The following is a 15,829-nucleotide window of genomic DNA, read 5'->3' as shown; positions in this document are numbered from 1 at the left end:
GCCACGGCAATCGGCCTGCGCTTGAAACCCAGCTGTATATATTGCGCTATTTTGCCGAAAGCATGTAGCCGACGCTGCGCACCGTGCGGATCAGGTGTTCCGATTCGCGCAGCGCCTTGCGCAGGCGCAGCACATGGACATCGACGGTGCGTTCTTCGATCACCACATGGTCGCCCCAGACCTTGTCCAGCAGCTGGCTGCGCGAGAACACCCGGTCTGGATTGGCCATGAAGAATTTCAGCAGGCGGTATTCGGCGTGGCCGATATCGATTTTCTGGTTTTCCAGGCACACCGAACAGCTGGCCGGATCGAGCGACACCGCGCCAGCCGACATCATTCCTGGGACTTCGTCAGTCCCCTTGCGCCGCAGCAAGGCCTTGACCCGGGAGGTCAGCTCACGCGGCGAAAACGGCTTGGTCATGTAGTCGTCGGCGCCGTTGTCGAGGCCGGAGATCTTGTCCTCTTCCATGCTTTTCGCGGTCAGCATCATGATCAGCATGGACTGCAGCTGGCGGTCGGCGCGCATTTGCGACAGCAGGCGCAAACCGCTCTGGTCCGGCAGCATCCAGTCCAGCAGCACCAGGTGCGGCGTGCGGCGCTGGACGAATTCCCAGCCGTCGGCGGCGGTATGCACGATGGAGGGAGTCCAGCCGGCTTCCTTGATGGTGAAACCAATCAGTTCGGCAATCGCCGGCTCGTCTTCAATGATCAGGATGGATGTTTTATCAGCGGCCATTTTTTAACACGCGGTTGACATGACATTACGCTTCGTCATCGAACTGGCTGGTGGCGTAATCGGTATGGCGGATATCCTTGCCCTCGACAATATAGATCACGTATTCGGCAATGTTCTTGGCATGGTCGCCGATGCGCTCGACCGCCTTGGCCACCCACAGGGTATCCATCGACGCCGAAATCGTGCGCGGATCTTCCATCATGAAAGTAATCAGGTTGCGCATGATCGAACGGAAATCGCGGTCGATCACCTCGTCTTGCGCGATCAGCTTCATGGCCTGTTTTTCATCCAGGCGCGCCAGCGCATCCAGCGCATCGTGCAGCAGGTCAGCCGCGCCGACAGCGATGACGCGCACCGTTTCGGTATGGTCGATGGTGCCGGCGCCGCGCTTGTGCAGATGGATCGCGGTGCGCGCGATTTTCGCCGCCTCGTCGCCGATCCGTTCCAGGTCGGTGATCACCTTGATGGTCGCCATCACCGTGCGCAGGTCGTTGGCGGTCGGCTGGCGGCGCACGATCAGGTGGCTGCAGGCGTCGTCCAGCTCGATTTCCAGGCGGTTGACCTGGTCGTCGTCCTTGATGACGCGCTCCGCCGCATCCAGGTTGCCGTTGCGGAAAACGTTGATCGCTTCCTGGAACTGGCGCTCGACCAGGCCGCCCATGAGCAATACCTTGGAACGTATGGTTTCCAGGTCCGTGTCGTACTGTTTTGAAGAGTGTTCGCCGGTCATCTTGTTTCCTTCTGTTCTTTACGCGTCAAGGTTGAGGCTGCCGCTGGCATTAACCGAAGCGGCCTGTGATGTAGTCTTGCGTCTCTTTACGTGCCGGATTCATGAAGATCTGGTCGGTCTCGCCGAATTCCACCAGCTCGCCCAGGTACATGTAGGCGGTGTAGTCGGAACAGCGCGCCGCCTGCTGCATGTTGTGGGTCACGATGGCGATGGTGTAATCCTGCTTCAGCTCGCTGATCAGCTCTTCCACCTTGGCGGTCGAGATCGGATCCAGCGCCGAGGTCGGCTCGTCCAGCAGCAAGACGTCGGGGCGCACCGCCACGCTGCGCGCGATGCACAGACGCTGCTGCTGGCCGCCGGACAGGCTCAGGCCGCTCTTGCTCAGCTTATCCTTGACCTCGCCCCACAGGGCAGCCTTCGACAAGGCCCACTCGACGCGCTCGTCCATCTCGCCTTTGGGCAGGTTTTCATACAGGCGGATGCCGAATGCGATGTTGTCGTAGATCGACATCGGAAACGGCGTCGGCTTCTGGAACACCATGCCGACCTTGGCGCGCAGCATGTTCAGGTCTTGCCCCGCTTCCAGGATATTGCGGCCAGCGTACATGATCTTGCCTTCCGCGCGCTGGCCCGGGTACAGGTCGTACATCCGGTTCAGGGTGCGCAGCAAGGTCGATTTGCCGCAGCCCGAAGGGCCGATGAATGCAGTCACTTTCTTTTCATTGACATGCAGGTTGATATTCTTCAGGCCCTGGAACGCGCCATAGAAAAAATTCAGCTGCGAGATTTCTATGGTCGGCTGCTTGTCGAGAGTATTCGGTTTGATTGAGGTTTGCATGATATTGACCAGTAAGGATGGCAATCTGAGTAAATTCGTTAACCTGGAATTTTCTGGCTAAAAAGCGAACGCGACACGATGTTCAAGGCCAGCACGCTGAAAGTGATCAGCAATGCGCCGCCCCACGCCAGCGGCACCCAGTTGTCGAACGGGCTCATCGCAAACTGGCTGATCACCACCGGCAGGTTGGCAATCGGCTTGTTCATGTTGGTGCTGAAGAACTGGTTGTTCAGCGCCGTGAACAGCAACGGCGCCGTTTCGCCGGCAATCCGCGCCACCGCCAGCAGGACGCCGGTGACCACGCCAGCCTTGACCGCACGCAGGCGCACCAGCAAGGCAACTTTCCAGCGCGGCGCGCCCAGTGCGAATGCTGCTTCGCGCAGGTTGCCTGGTACCAGTTTCAACATGTTGTCGGTGGTGCGCACCACCACCGGCACCGCAATCAGGGACAAGGCGAACGTGCCGGCCCAGCCCGAGAAATGGCCGACCTTGGCAACGTAGATGGCGTAGACAAACAAGCCGATCACGATCGACGGCGCCGACAGCATGATGTCGGTCACAAAACGCGTCACCTGCGCCAGCTTGCTCTCTTCGCCGTATTCGGCCAGGTAGATGCCGGCCAGGATGCCGACCGGGGTGCTGATCACGGTCGCCAGCCCCACCAGCATCAGGCTGCCGATGATCGGGTTCAGCAAGCCGCCGGCGCCGGAACCCGGGGCCGGCGTGTTTTGCGTCAGGATGCCGAGGTTCAGCGCGCCGAAACCTTTGATCACCAGCGTCGCCAGGATCCAGGCCAGCACGGCTATGCCCAAGGCCATCGCCAGGAATGACAGCACCATGCCGAAACGATGCATCAGCAGGCGCTTGCGGTAGACCGGGTTGACCAGCGGGTTAGCCTGGATATCGGCATCCGCTTGCAGGGAATTCTTCATTTGGCACCTTCTTTACGGGACATGCCCATCAACATGATTTTGGCGATCGACAAGACAATGAAGGTAATCACGAACAGGATCAGGCCTAGCGCAAACAAGGCCGATACGTGCAGCGTGGTGGAAGCCTCGGCGATTTCATTGGCCAGCGTCGAGGCAATACTGTTGCCGGAGGCGAACAGCGACCAGGACAGCCGCTGCGCATTGCCGATCACGAACGTCACCGCCATGGTCTCGCCCAAAGCGCGCCCGAGGCCGAGCATGACGCCGCCGACGACGCCGGTCTTGGCGTACGGCAGCACCACCTTGCGTACCACTTCCCAGCGCGTGCAGCCGAGGCCGTAAGCGGATTCTTTCAGCACCGCAGGAACCACTTCAAAGACGTCCCGCATGACGGAAGAGATGAATGGGATGATCATCACCGCCAGGATCAGGCCGGCGGTCAGCAAGCCAATGCCCATTTTCGGGCCGTTGAACAAGGCGCCGATCAACGGCAGCTGGCCAAGCGTGGAAGACAGGAAAGGCTGCCCGTATTTGGCAAACAGCGGGGCGAATACAAACAGCCCCCACATGCCGTAGATGATGCTCGGCACGCCGGCCAGCAGCTCGACGGCGGTGCCCAGCGGGCGGCGCAGTTTCGCCGGGCAGATTTCGGTGAGGAACAAGGCGATCCCGAAACTCACCGGAAACGCGATCGCCAGCGCGATGAACGAGGTCACCAGGGTGCCGACGATGGCGATCATGGCGCCATAGTGGTCGTTGACCGGATCCCACTCGACGGTGGTGATGAACGATGGCCCGAACTCGCGGAACACCGGCCAGGCGCCGATCGCCAGGCAGACGATAATGCCGAGCAAGACCAGCAGCACGATCAGCGAAAACAGCAGCGTGACCTTGTGGAAAAGAAAATCCTGGATGCGCTGCTTGCGCATCGCGGCAAGCAGGCTCTGATGCGATAAACCCGCTTCTTCAGCGCTGATTGCCTGGGGTGAGATCGATTGTGCCATGACAGGAATATTTGCACTCATGAGTAGCGATATCCAATGAAGAATAAGGAGCGGCGGCGGAAATTTCAACTGCCAGACCGCGCTCGACCTGGAGATATTTCGCGTGGAGACTAGGTGATCCAATAACATTCAACGATGCGGACAGTTCTTCGACATTCCCCGAACAACTGTCCGCCACGCGTATCTTCAACAACCAGCATTTTCAACACTTGCGACACGAACAATACTTGCAGTACGTGCTTGAGCCGGCTCAAGCACGTACCAAGGCAGGACGATTACCAAACGGCTTTACCGGCGTTATCCTTGATCTGGGCTTTCCAGGATTCTTCCACCAGTTTCACCACCGATGCAGGAATCGCGACATAGTCCAGTTCCGTAGCAGAAGCGCCGCCGTTCTTGTATGCCCACTCAAAGAACTTCAGGACTTCCTTGCCCTTGGCAGCGTCGGCCTGGGTTTTGTGGATCAGGATGAACGAAGCGCTGGTGATAGGCCAGCTGCTCTTGCCGGCTGCGTCGGTGAAATCCACCGCGAAACCTGGCGTCTTGGCCCAGTCGGCGCCGGCCGCGGCAGCCTTGAAAGTCTCGTCGTCCGGTTGCACGAAGCCGCCGTCGCGATTTTTCAGCTGGGTATGCTGCAGCTTGTTTTTCTTGGCATAAGCGTATTCAACATAACCGATCGAACCCTTGATCTTTTGCACGTTGGCAGCGACGCCTTCGTTACCCTTGCCGCCCACGCCGACCGGCCATTTGACCGCAGTGCCGGCGCCAACGCCGGTCTTGAACGCAGGGCTGGTCTTCGACAGGTAGCTGGTGAACACGAACGACGTGCCGGAGCCGTCAGCGCGGTACACCACGGTGATGTCGTCGGCCGGCAGTTTCACGCCTGGATTGAGGGCCGTGATTTCAGGCGCATTCCATTTGGTGATCTTGCCCAGGTAGATGTCAGCCAGCACAGGGCCGGTCAGCTTGACTTGGCCAGGAGTAACGCCATCCAGGTTAACGACCGGCACCACGCCGCCCATGATCGCCGGGAACTGCGCCAGGTTGTCGGCGTTCAGGTCTTCTACCTTCAAGGGCATGTCGGAAGCGCCGAAATCTACGGTTTTCGCCTTGATCTGCTTGATGCCGCCGCCGGAGCCGATCGATTGATAGTTCAGGCTGTTGCCGGTTGCGGTTTTGTAGGCTTCAGCCCATTTGGAGTAGATCGGGTAAGGAAAAGAAGCGCCGGCGCCGGTGATTTCCGCTGCCATGACCGAAGAAACCGCCAGTGTCGAACCCATTGCCAGGATGGCGGCTTTAACGAAGTGATTCAATCGCATTTGTTACTCCCTTGTTGACTATAGATGTGGTGTGCCCAAGTCGAGACTGTTGTGAAATCCATCTCCTTGCAAGGAAGCCGATTTCACAACAGCCCCTGAGACAGGGCGAACTCTAACCAAGATTTATGACAGCTTTATGACGAGTGGAAAATGAATGTGAATGTCATTAAATTGTCAGAAAAGTCATGAAAAACAGGCAGAAAAGCCTGTTACGTCGTAATATTTTCTTCATCCCGGCGCCGCCTCGGAATGCCAAGCCCCCCTGCGACGCTTCCTTTTTCTTCATGAAGCTGTCATATTCAATGCATACACTGCGCCGTAACCATCAGACCTGTTGCCTGATTCATGAATAAGAAAACCAAGCCGGACGATGACTCAAAGCACCCCAGCGCCAGATTAGGCGCCAACCCAAGCTATCTGAATCGCGAACTGTCGCAACTGGCCTTCAACCGGCGCGTCATGGCCCAGGCCGAGGACCGGCATGTGCCGCTGCTGGAGCGATTGCGATATTTATGCATAGTAAGCAACAATCTCGACGAATTCTTTGAAGTACGGATCGCCAGCCTGCTGGCGAACAGCCAGGTTGAAGGCGTCAGCGCCGAGTCGCCGGCATTGGCCGCGGCGCTTGAGCGCACCAGCGTAGAGTGTCATCAGATCGTCGACCGCCAGTACGCCCTCCTGAACCAGACCATTTTGCCGCAGCTGTCGGCCAGCCATATCCACCTGCTGCGGCACAGCGACCGCAACGAAGAGCAGCGGGCATGGGTAAAATCCTTCTTCGAGCAGGAAATCCGCCCCCTGCTGACTCCCATAGGGCTGGATCCGGCCCACCCCTTTCCCCAGGTATTGAACAAGAGCCTGAATTTCATTGTCGAAATGGCGGGTAAAGATGCGTTCGGACGCAGCACCTCGATCGCCATCATCAAGGCGCCGCGCGTTTTGCCGCGCGTGATCAAGCTGCCGGACGTGCTGTCGCCCGGCGGCGCCTCGTTTTGCCTGCTGTCGTCCATCATCCACGCCCACATAGGCGATCTTTTCGTCGGCCGCCAGATATTGGCTTATTCGCAATTCCGGGTAACCCGCAACAGCGACCTGTGGGTCGACGAAGAAGAAGTCAAGAACCTGCGCCAGGCGCTGCAGAGCGAGCTGCAGAGCCGCCAGTTCGGGGTTGCGGTGCGGCTCGAGGTGGCCCGCAGCTGTCCGCCGCACCTGTCCCAGTTCCTGCTCGACCAATTCGGCATCGCCGCCAACCGCCTGTACGCGGTCGATGGCCCGGTGAACATGGTGCGCTTGTCGGAAATGATCGACCAGATCAGCGACGCCAGCCTGCGTTTCCCGCCGTTTGCGCCAGGTTTGCCGCTGCACCTGGACAACGGCAACGACATTTTCGAGCAGCTGCAACAGAAAGACGTGCTGTTGCACCATCCGTTCCAGTCGTTCCAGCCGGTGGTCGATTTTGTCCGTTCCGCGGCATTTGACAGCAATGTGGTAGCAATCAAGCAAACCATTTACCGCACCGGCATGAACTCCGACCTGATGGAAGCGCTGATTGTCGCGGCCCAGCGCGGTAAAGAGGTCATGGTGATCGTCGAGCTGATGGCGCGCTTTGACGAGGAAGCCAACATCAACTGGGCCGACAAGCTGGAACGCGCCGGCGCCCAGGTGGTCTACGGCGTGGTCGGCCTCAAGACCCACGCCAAGCTGTCGCTGGTGATCCGGCGCGAAGCCGGCAAGGACGGCAACGGCGAACTGCGCTATTACGCCCACCTCGGCACCGGCAACTACCATCCGACCACCACCAAGCTTTACACCGACTTCGGCTTGCTGACGTCGAACCAGAAGCTGGCCACCGAAGTCAATGAAGTCTTCCTGCACCTGACCAGCCTGACCAAACCCAAGAAAATGGAGTACTTGTGGCTGGCGCCGTTCCTGCTGCAAAAGGAAATCATCCGGGCCATCCACAATGAAGCCGAGATCGCCCGCAAGGGCCGGCCGGCGCGCATCGTCGCCAAGATGAATGCGCTGCTGGACGAATCCGTGATCCGCGCCCTCTACGAAGCTTCTGCCGACGGCGTCAAGATCGAACTGGTCGTGCGCGGCGCCTGCGCGCTCAGGCCAGGCGTGCCCGGGCTGTCCGAGAATATCCACGTGCGCTCCATCATCGGCCGCTTCCTGGAACATAGCCGCATTTATTATTTCCGCAACAACCTGCAGCACGATGTCTACCTGGCCAGCGCCGACTGGATGAACCGCAATCTGTTCCGGCGGGTCGAAGTCGCCTTCCCGGTGCTCGACAAGGCGCTCAAGAGAAGGGTCATCAACGAGGGCCTGACTCCTTACCTTAAAGACAACACCAATGCCTGGAGCCTCGGGTCCGACGGCAACTGGCACAAGAACAAGCCTCACCGGAGACAGAAACAATACAGTGCGCAACGACATCTGATGCTGGCTTTAGGCGCGCTTTCCCCTACGCATTACACAAACAAGTGAGCAAGGGCACATCATGGAACTGATCCTATGGCGGCACGCGGAGGCAGAAATCGGCGAGCCGGACGAGGGCCGCGCCCTCACCGGCAAGGGCCACAAGCAAGCCTGGAAGATGGCAGACTGGCTGGACCGCAACCTGCCGCACAGTTGCAAGATCATCAGCAGTCCGGCCACCCGCACGGTGCAGACGGCGGAAGCGCTGGGCCGCAAATTCAAGACCCATCCCGACCTCGCTCCCGACTGCAGCGCCGAGCAGCTGCTGGCGGCAGCCAACTGGCCCAACAGCCGCGAACCGGTGCTGATCATCGGCCACCAGCCGACGCTGGGCCAGGCCGCCGCCTTGCTGGTGGCGGGCCAGATGCAGGAATGGTCGATCAGGAAAGGCAATGTCTGGTGGATTGCCCAGCGCGAACGGGGCGACATCACCACCAACTACCTGAAAGCGGTCATGTCGCCGGACTTGATCGCCAAGTAAAAAACACGCTGAAAACCAAGGTGGCGGGAAGCCGTAAGTGGTATATTTGCGCCCAAATCGTTTATCCTGTTTTTCTGTCGTTGTTGTTAAACTACAGGATTTCTGCGGCATTTCCTTGCATAAGATAAAATGACAGGCAAGTTGCGTTATAAGCAACCATGTTGTAGTGGACCACCCAAGAGGTAATGCATGCTCTACCAATTTCACGAATTCAACCGCTCTTTACTCCATCCGCTTGTGCAATGGGCCGATGCCGGCAGCAGGCTCTTCACCGACCCGATCTCGCCGCTTTCCCACACGCCGTTCGCGCAGCGCATCGCCGCCGGCTACGAATTGATGTACCGCCTCGGCAAGCAGTATGAAAAACCTGAATTCGAAATCGACAGCACGCTGGTCAACGACAAGCCTGTCAGGATCATCGAGGAAGTAACCACCACCCGGCCGTTCTGCCGCCTGCTGCATTTCAAGAAAGACCTGGGCAACAAGGAACTGGCCGCCCTCAAGCAGCCGACCATATTGCTGGTCGCCCCGTTGTCCGGCCATCATTCGACCCTGCTGCGCGACACCGTGCGCGGCCTGCTGCCGGAACACGACGTCTATATCACCGACTGGACCGACGCCCGCATGGTGCCGGCCAGCGACGGCCCTTTTCATTTGCACGACTATATATATTACATACAGGATTTCATCCGCCAGCTGGGGCCGGACCTGCATGTGGTATCAGTCTGCCAGCCGACCGTCCCGGTACTTGCCGCAATCTCGCTGATGGCAAGCGCCAAGGACAGCCACTTGCCAAAGAGCATGACCATGATGGGCGGCCCTATCGATCCGCGCAAATCGCCGACCGACGTCAACAACCTGGCCACCGAGAAGCCGTTCAGCTGGTTCGAGAACACCGTGATCTACAGTGTGCCGTCCAATTATCCTGGTTTCGGCCGCATGGTCTACCCCGGCTTCCTGCAGCATGCCGGATTCGTCGCGATGAATCCGAGCCGCCATGCCCAGAGCCATTGGGATTTCTACATGCACCTGCGCGAAGGCGACAACGAATCGGCCGACAGCCACCGCAAGTTCTATAACGAGTACAACGCGGTGCTGGACATGCCGGCCGAGTACTACCTGGAAACCATCAAGACCGTGTTCCAGGATTTCGCCCTGCCGCACGGCACCTGGGAGGTCGGAGGCAAGCTGGTGCGGCCGCAGGATATCAAGAGCGTGGCGCTGTTTACCATCGAAGGCGAGCTGGACGACATTTCCGGCCCCGGACAAACCCAGGCCGCGCACGACCTGTGCAGTTCCATCCCGAAATCGAAAAAACAGCACTACACCGCCGAAAAGTGCGGCCACTACGGGATTTTTTCGGGCCGCCGCTGGCGCGAACTGATTTGCCCGAAAATCACCGCCTTTATCAAGGACAACGCTTAAGCAAGCCCTGTCCTCTGCCGATCCGGTAAATCCGCTGCAAAAACCGCTCCTTCGCCGGGAGCGGTTTTTTTTATTCGGCGCGGCGCCGGTATAATATGCCCCATGTTGTCATCACCCAGCTCCCTGCCGCCCGTGTCCTCGCCTTCCCTCGCCGACCGTATCGAAGCGCTGCTGCCGCAGACGCAATGCACCAAGTGCGGCTATCCGGCTTGCCGTCCCTACGCCGAAGCCGTCGCCGACGGCAGCGCCGGCTATAACCAGTGCCCGCCTGGCGGCCAGCAAGGCGTGGCCCGGCTGGCGCAGTTGCTGCACAAGCCCGCCATCCCGCTCAACCCGGCCAACGGCGCCGAACGGCCGCGGCCGCTGGCGGTCATCGACGAAGCCGCCTGCATCGGCTGCACGCTCTGTATCCAGGCTTGTCCAGTCGACGCCATCGCCGGCGCCGCCAAGCAGATGCACACGGTCATCAACGATCTGTGCACCGGCTGCGACCTGTGCGTGGCCCCTTGCCCGGTCGACTGCATCACCATGGTCGAAACGAGCGGCCCGGCTACCGGCTGGGATGCATGGACCCAGCAGCAAGCCGACGGCGCCCGCGCCCGCCACGATTTCCATCTGTTCAGGCTGGCGCGCGAGAAGCGGGAAAACGATGAGCGCCTGGCGGCCAAGGCTGCGGAAAAACTCAAGGCGGTTGCCGCAGAATCCGCCGCAACGCCCGAGCAGAAAGCCGAACAGCAACGCAAGAAAGCCATCATCCAGGCCGCCATCGAACGTGCCCGGCTGAAGAAAGAACAACAAGCAGAACAGGCTGCCAAGGACTCGCAATGAATGCCGAAAAACGCCGGGAAATATTCACCCGCCTGCGCGCCGCCCTGCCGCATCCGACCACCGAACTGGAATACACCACGCCGTTTGAATTGCTGATCTCGGTGATCCTGTCGGCGCAGGCCACCGACGTCTCGGTCAACAAGGCGACGCGCAAGCTGTACCCGGTCGCCAATACGCCGGCGCAAATCTACGCACTCGGCGTCGACGGCCTGATTCCATACATCCAGACCATCGGCCTGTACCGCACCAAGGCCAAGAACGTGATCGAAACCTGCCGCATGCTGGTGGCCCTGCACGACGGCCAGGTGCCGCGCACCCGAGAACAGCTGGAGGCGCTGCCCGGGGTCGGACGCAAGACCGCCAACGTGGTGCTCAATACCGCTTTCGGGGTGCCGACGATTGCCGTCGACACCCATATCTTCCGGGTCTCCAACCGCACCGGGATCGCGCCGGGCAAGGATGTGGATGCGGTCGAACACAAGCTGATGAAACTGGTGCCCGCCGAGTTCCTGCTGGACGCCCATCACTGGCTGATCCTGCATGGACGCTACACCTGCATTGCCCGCAAACCGCTATGCTGGAACTGCAGCATTGCCGACCTGTGCGATTTCAAGGCGAAAACACCGTTGCCGGAAAAAGGGATATAAAGCCATGCAGCATTCTCATCCGCATACCGAACACCACTTCGAAGCCAGCGACACCGTGCGCGACATCGTCATCGGCATGGCCGACGGCCTGACGGTGCCGTTTGCGCTGGCTGCCGGCATCAGCGGCGCCGCTGTCGGCATCGATATCGTGGTCACCGCGGGCGTCGCCGAAATTGCCGCCGGTTCGATCGCCATGGGCCTGGGCGGCTACCTGGCGGGACGCACCCAGCGCCAGCATTACTACGCCGAGCGCGAGCGCGAAGAACAGGAAATCCTGAACGTGCCGCATCGCGAGCGCAAGGAAGTGATCGACATCATGGCCCAGTATGGCGTGACCAAACAGGAATGCGAACCAATGCTGGCCGGACTGGAACGCAACCCGGTCGCCTGGCGCGATTTCATGATGCGCTTTGAACTCGGCCTGGAAGAACCGCGGCCGGCCGCAGCCAGGAAGAGCGCGGTCACCATCGCCCTGTCTTACCTGGTCGGCGGCCTGATCCCGCTCGCGCCCTACATGCTGATGACATCCATCCCGCGCGCGCTCGCCGCCTCTACCGTGGTCACGCTGCTGGCGCTGTTTGTCTTCGGCTACCTGAAAGGCAGCGTCACCGGCACCGGCGCCGTCAAATCGGCATTGCAAACCCTGATGGTCGGCGGCCTGGCCGCGGCCGTCGCTTTCGGCATCGCCAGACTGATCAGCTAACCACCATGTTCAATCCATCCCAAGACGACGTGCGGCGCTTTTTTTGCGAAACCTACCGCAAGCACCGCGCCAATGAAATCCTGACGCCGCTGGAAGCCATCGCCAGCGACTGGCTGAAACAGCATCCCGAGTATGACGACGACCTGAAGGACGTCGACGCCGCGCTGGGCGCCGACTACTCGGTCGAGAACGGCCAGACCAATCCCTTCCTGCACCTGTCCATGCATTTGTCTATCGCCGAGCAGATCTCGATCGACCAGCCGCCAGGCATACGCGCCGCCGCCACTGCCTTGACGCAACGCCTGCAATCGGAACACGAAGCCCACCATCACATCATGGAATGCCTGGGCGAGATGATCTGGAATTCGCAACGCAGCGGCTTGCCGCCGGATGGCGCTGCCTATATCGACTGCGTCAGGAAACGCGTTTAACGCGGTTCTATCCTGCAAAAAAAACGCCTGGATGTTTTCCAGGCGCAAACCCAAGGAGATTTGGGCAGGGAACCGAGGCTTGGCGAATTCAATGCGGGACGGCGGTCCCTTCGGCGGTTTTGCCGTCTTCGCCTTCGTCGCGGCGATGGAACAGCTGGTACAGGATCGGCAGCACCAGCAAGGTCAGGATGGTCGACGACAGGATTCCTCCGATCACCACCGTTGCCAGCGGCCGCTGCACTTCCGCCCCGGTGCCGGTAGCAATCGCCATCGGCACAAAACCCAGGGACGCCACCAGCGCCGTCATCAGCACCGGCCGCAAGCGGGTCAGCGCACCTTCGCGGATCGCCGTCTCCAGGTTGCGGCCGTCTTCCCGCAAGCCGCGGATGAAAGCAATCATCACCAGGCCGTTCAGCACTGCCACCCCGCACAGCGCGATAAACCCGACTGCCGCCGAAATCGACAGGGGAATCCCGCGCAGCCACAAGGCGACAATGCCGCCGGTCAAGGCAAACGGAATGCCGCTGAATACCAGCAAGCCATCCTTGATATTGCCGAACATGGCGAACAGCAGCGTGAATACCAGCAGCAAGGCGACCGGGATCACGATCTGCAGGCGCTGGCTGGCCGATTGCAGCTGCTCGAACTGGCCGCCCCAGCTGGTCCAGTAGCCGGGCGGGATCTTCACTTGCTGCTGCAGCTTGCCTTCGGCCTCGGCCACGAACGAGCCGATGTCGCGGCCGCGCACATTGGCGCTCACCACGATCCGCCGCTTGCCGTTTTCCCGGCTGATCTGGTTCGGCCCGGGAGCCAGCTCCAGGCTGGCCACTTCGCCCAGCGGGATATAGCTTGTGCGGCCTTCTCCGCCGGCGCTGCGCGGCAGGGATATCGGCAGGCGCCTGAAGGCTTCCAGGTCGCTGCGCAACTCCTCCGGCAACCGCACCACGATATCGAAACGGCGGTCGCCCTGGAACAGGGTGCCGGCTTCCTTGCCGCCGATTGCGGTGGCCACCACATCCTGCACGTCGGCGACGTTCAGGCCGTAGCGGGCGGTCTTGTCGCGGTCGATATTCACCGTCAGCATGGGCAGCCCTGACGTCTGCTCAATCTTCACTTCCGCAGCACCGGCGATCTTGCCCAGCACGGTCGAAACCTTGTCGGCGGTATCGTTCAGGACTGCCATGTCGTCGCCGAATATCTTGACGGCGACGTCGCTGCGCACGCCGGAAATCAGTTCGTTGAAACGCAGCTGTATCGGTTGCGAAAACTCATAGTTATTGCCGGGAATCTTGCCGGCGGATTCCTGGATGGCCGCCAGCAGTTCGGGCCGCGTTTTCTTCGGCTTGGGCCAATCAGCTTCCGGCTTGAGCATGATGTAGCCGTCCGATATGTTCGGCGGCATCGGATCGGAAGCGATTTCCGCGGTCCCGGTGCGGGCGAATACCCGCTCTATCTCGGGAAACTGCCGCTTCAGCGTGCGCTCGATCTGCTTTTGCATTTCCAGCGATTGCGTCAGGCTGGTGCCGGGGATGCGCAGCGCCTGGATCGCCATGTCGCCCTCATTCAGGCTAGGCACGAACTCGCTGCCAAGGCGGGTCGCCAGCAGACCGGACAGCAGCAGCACCGCCAGCGCACCGCCTAGCACCATGGCTTTGCGCTGCATCACCCATTCCAGCACCGGTGCGTAAATACGCTTGGCGCCGCGCATCAGGAAATTTTCGCTTTCCGCCACGCGCTTGCCGATGAACAGCGCTACCGCCGCCGGGATAAAGGTAATCGACAGGATCATTGCGCCGACCAGGGCGATCACCACCGTCAAGGCCATGGGATTGAACATCTTGCCTTCGACGCCGGTCAGCGCAAAGATCGGCAGGTAAACCACCATGATGATGACCTGGCCGAACAGCAAAGGACGGCGTGCTTCCCTGGAAGCGGCGAACACCTCATGGAAGCGCTCGCTGCGGGTCAGCGGCCGGCCATGGTGGGCTTGCGCATGGGCCAGGCGCCGCACGCAGTTTTCGACGATGACCACGGCGCCATCGATGATGATGCCGAAATCGAGCGCGCCCAGGCTGAGCAGGTTGGCGCTCACCTTGTACTGGACCATGCCGGTAAAGGTAAACAGCATCGACAGCGGGATCACCATCGCGGTAATGATCGCGGCGCGCATGTTCCCAAGGAACATGAACAGGATGGCGATCACCAGGATCGCGCCTTCCAGCAGGTTCTTCCTGACCGTATTGATCGCCTTGTCGACCAGCACCGTGCGGTCGTAGACCGTGACCGCCTCGACCCCGGCCGGCAGGCTGCGGTTGATTTCCACCATCTTGCGGTCGACCGCCTGCGAGACCGCGCGGCTGTTTTCGCCGATCAGCATGAATACCGTGCCCAGCACGACCTCGCGGCCGTTTTCGGTGGCGGCGCCGGTGCGCAATTCGCGGCCGATGGCTACCTCGCCGATATCGCGGATACGGATCGGCACGCCCTGCACATTGCCGAGGATGATGTTACGCATGTCCTCCATCGACTGCACCTGGCCGGGCGCCCTGATCAACAGTTGTTCGCCGCGCTTTTCGATATAGCCGGCGCCGACGTTGCTGTTGTTGCGGTCCAGCGCTGTGACGATATCCTGCAGGGTCAGGCCGTAGGACGCCAGCTTCTCCGGCACCGGCGCCACCTGGTATTCCTTGGCGAAGCCGCCGATCGAATTGATCTCGGTGACGCCGCTGACATTGCGCAGCTGCGGCTTGATGATCCAGTCCTGGATTTCGCGCAGGTCGGTCGCGGTGTAGGCGCTGCCGTCGGCTTTTTTGGCGCCGTCCTTCGCTTCCACCGTCCACAGGTAAATTTCTCCCAGGCCGCTGGAAATCGGCCCCATCGCCGGCGTCACGCCCGCCGGCAGCTTGCCCTTCGCCTCCTGGATCCGCTCATTCACCATCTGGCGCGCAAAATAGATATCGGTGCCATCCTTGAAAATCACGGTCACTTGCGACAGGCCGTAGCGCGACAGCGAACGCGTCTGCTGCAGGTGCGGCAAGCCCGACATCACCGTTTCTATCGGAAAGGTCACGCGCTGTTCGGTTTCCAGCGGCGAATAGCCGGGCGCAGCGGTATTGATCTGCACCTGGACGTTGGTAATGTCAGGCACCGCATCGATCGGCAGTTTCTGGTAGTTGTAGATGCCGAGCGCCGCCATCGCAAACACGGCCAGCATGATCAGCCAGCGCTGCTCGATCGAGAAACGTATGATGCGTTCAAACATGGGATCGGATCC

14 protein-coding genes are annotated in these 15,829 nt (G+C 60.4%); 7 read left to right on the top strand and 7 right to left on the bottom strand.

Annotated features, from left to right (window positions below; translation table 11 throughout):
* Positions 1 to 46 precede the first annotated feature (46 nt).
* The 6 genes from AC07RZ_RS05575 to pstS form a co-directional block, all read right to left on the bottom strand.
* Entirely contained in the window at positions 47 to 736 is a 690-nt protein-coding gene (locus AC07RZ_RS05575) for a winged helix-turn-helix domain-containing protein (RefSeq protein WP_144736864.1), read from the bottom strand.
* A gap of 25 nt (positions 737 to 761) precedes the next feature.
* Positions 762 to 1,466 carry a phosphate signaling complex protein PhoU gene (gene phoU / locus AC07RZ_RS05570; RefSeq protein WP_494667217.1) on the bottom strand — a complete coding sequence of 235 codons (705 nt, stop codon included), beginning with the start codon at positions 1,464 to 1,466 and terminating at the stop codon, positions 762 to 764.
* Between the two features lie 49 nt (positions 1,467 to 1,515).
* Positions 1,516 to 2,304 carry a phosphate ABC transporter ATP-binding protein PstB gene (pstB, locus tag AC07RZ_RS05565; protein ID WP_494667216.1) on the bottom strand — a complete coding sequence of 263 codons (789 nt, stop codon included), beginning with the start codon at positions 2,302 to 2,304 and terminating at the stop codon, positions 1,516 to 1,518.
* 38 nt (positions 2,305 to 2,342) lie between these two features.
* The gene (gene pstA / locus AC07RZ_RS05560) at positions 2,343 to 3,236 is read right to left on the bottom strand and encodes a phosphate ABC transporter permease PstA (protein WP_494667215.1); all 894 of its coding nucleotides are present in this window, start codon (positions 3,234 to 3,236) and stop codon (positions 2,343 to 2,345) included.
* Positions 3,233 to 4,240: a phosphate ABC transporter permease subunit PstC gene (gene pstC / locus AC07RZ_RS05555; RefSeq protein WP_254784932.1), complete on the bottom strand. Its 1,008-nt coding sequence runs from the start codon at positions 4,238 to 4,240 to the stop codon at positions 3,233 to 3,235. Before pstC ends, pstA begins: the two co-directional genes overlap by 4 nt.
* 275 nt (positions 4,241 to 4,515) lie before the next feature.
* Positions 4,516 to 5,559: a phosphate ABC transporter substrate-binding protein PstS gene (gene pstS, locus AC07RZ_RS05550; RefSeq protein ID WP_494667214.1), complete on the bottom strand. Its 1,044-nt coding sequence runs from the start codon at positions 5,557 to 5,559 to the stop codon at positions 4,516 to 4,518.
* Between the two features lie 345 nt (positions 5,560 to 5,904).
* Between pstS and ppk1 the strand changes: the two genes are divergently transcribed.
* The 7 genes from ppk1 to AC07RZ_RS05515 all read left to right on the top strand — a co-directional run bounded on the left by ppk1 (position 5,905) and on the right by AC07RZ_RS05515 (position 12,555).
* Positions 5,905 to 8,049, top strand: coding sequence for a polyphosphate kinase 1 (gene ppk1 / locus AC07RZ_RS05545; RefSeq protein ID WP_494667213.1), 2,145 nt, complete (start codon positions 5,905 to 5,907; stop codon positions 8,047 to 8,049).
* Between the two features lie 13 nt (positions 8,050 to 8,062).
* Entirely contained in the window at positions 8,063 to 8,521 is a 459-nt protein-coding gene (locus AC07RZ_RS05540) for a histidine phosphatase family protein (RefSeq protein WP_144736876.1), read from the top strand.
* A 189-nt stretch (positions 8,522 to 8,710) separates the two neighbouring features.
* Complete coding sequence (locus tag AC07RZ_RS05535; RefSeq protein ID WP_494667212.1) at positions 8,711 to 9,946, top strand: polyhydroxyalkanoate depolymerase; 1,236 nt, start codon at positions 8,711 to 8,713, stop codon at positions 9,944 to 9,946.
* A 102-nt stretch (positions 9,947 to 10,048) separates the two neighbouring features.
* Positions 10,049 to 10,774 (top strand): electron transport complex subunit RsxB, encoded by a 726-nt coding sequence (rsxB, locus tag AC07RZ_RS05530; protein ID WP_494667211.1) that lies wholly within the window; start codon positions 10,049 to 10,051, stop codon positions 10,772 to 10,774.
* Positions 10,771 to 11,421, top strand: a complete 651-nt coding sequence (gene nth, locus AC07RZ_RS05525) for an endonuclease III (protein WP_144736882.1) — start codon at positions 10,771 to 10,773, stop codon at positions 11,419 to 11,421. Before rsxB ends, nth begins: the two co-directional genes overlap by 4 nt.
* 4 nt (positions 11,422 to 11,425) lie before the next feature.
* A complete protein-coding gene (locus tag AC07RZ_RS05520; RefSeq protein ID WP_494667210.1) occupies positions 11,426 to 12,124 on the top strand; it encodes a VIT1/CCC1 transporter family protein in 699 nt (232 codons plus the stop codon).
* Positions 12,125 to 12,129: 5 nt separating this feature from the next.
* Complete coding sequence (locus AC07RZ_RS05515; RefSeq protein ID WP_092394189.1) at positions 12,130 to 12,555, top strand: DUF1841 family protein; 426 nt, start codon at positions 12,130 to 12,132, stop codon at positions 12,553 to 12,555.
* An 88-nt stretch (positions 12,556 to 12,643) separates the two neighbouring features.
* Here AC07RZ_RS05515 and AC07RZ_RS05510 read toward each other — a convergent pair whose 3' ends face one another.
* Entirely contained in the window at positions 12,644 to 15,817 is a 3,174-nt protein-coding gene (locus AC07RZ_RS05510; protein ID WP_494667209.1) for a CusA/CzcA family heavy metal efflux RND transporter, read from the bottom strand.
* Between the last annotated feature and the right edge of the window lie 12 nt (positions 15,818 to 15,829).

This window comes from Collimonas sp. GW821-FHT07E08, from assembly GCF_059418905.1.
The sequence above is the reverse complement of the archived record's forward strand: the minus strand, read 5'-3'. Positions and strand labels throughout refer to the sequence as shown.